Annotated in this window: 2 rRNA genes; both read right to left on the bottom strand. The window is 46.0% G+C overall.

Annotation, left to right across the window (positions count from 1 at the left end):
- Positions 1 to 177: ribosomal RNA gene (locus tag MMB75_RS26000) — 23S ribosomal RNA — on the bottom strand; the annotation flags it as partial.
- 393 nt (positions 178 to 570) lie between these two features.
- Positions 571 to 674: ribosomal RNA gene (locus MMB75_RS25995) — 16S ribosomal RNA — on the bottom strand; the annotation flags it as partial.

Below are 674 nucleotides of genomic sequence, written 5' to 3'. Positions count from 1 at the left end.
CACTCACCTATGAATTCAGTGAGTAGTGACTGTCGATGAAGACAGCCGGGTTTCCCCATTCGGACATCCCCGGATCAAAGCTTGCTTACAGCTCCCCGAGGCTTTATCGTTGTTCGCCACGTCCTTCTTCGGCTCCTGGCGCCTAGGCATCCTCCGTGTGCTCTTTGTAGCTTAACCTAGTATTTACATCGTAAATACGATTTGCTTTGAATTTCGGTTCAACACTCACGTGTGAATGAAATTCAAGGCAGCTACCTTTATTTCACTTGTTTACACAAGATCAGCTTAAAGGAATATTCTAAAACGCAATTTCGATTCGGTATCCAGTTTTCAAGGTGCAATTCGCTTCGTCGAAGCGAAGCCTGATGAATATTTCGTTTCCACACGATGTGTGAATGAAACATTCGTCCAAGCTTGAGAGTTTGAACTCTCAAAACTGAGCAACGAGTGAGTAAGTTCAGGATATCCATTTCATTCACACGAATGTGATGAACCGAATTGAATATCCGGTCGCAGGTACATGTACCTGCTGATTTGAATGTTTCCATTGCAGGAAACGATTCTCCATAGAAAGGAGGTGATCCAGCCGCACCTTCCGATACGGCTACCTTGTTACGACTTCACCCCAATCATCTACCCCACCTTCGGCGGCTGGCTCCTTGCGGTTACCTCAC

The organism is Paenibacillus sp. P2(2022) (genome assembly GCF_029522175.1).
Lineage (GTDB): Bacteria > Bacillota > Bacilli > Paenibacillales > Paenibacillaceae > Paenibacillus > Paenibacillus polymyxa.
The sequence above is the reverse complement of the archived record's forward strand: the minus strand, read 5'-3'. Positions and strand labels throughout refer to the sequence as shown.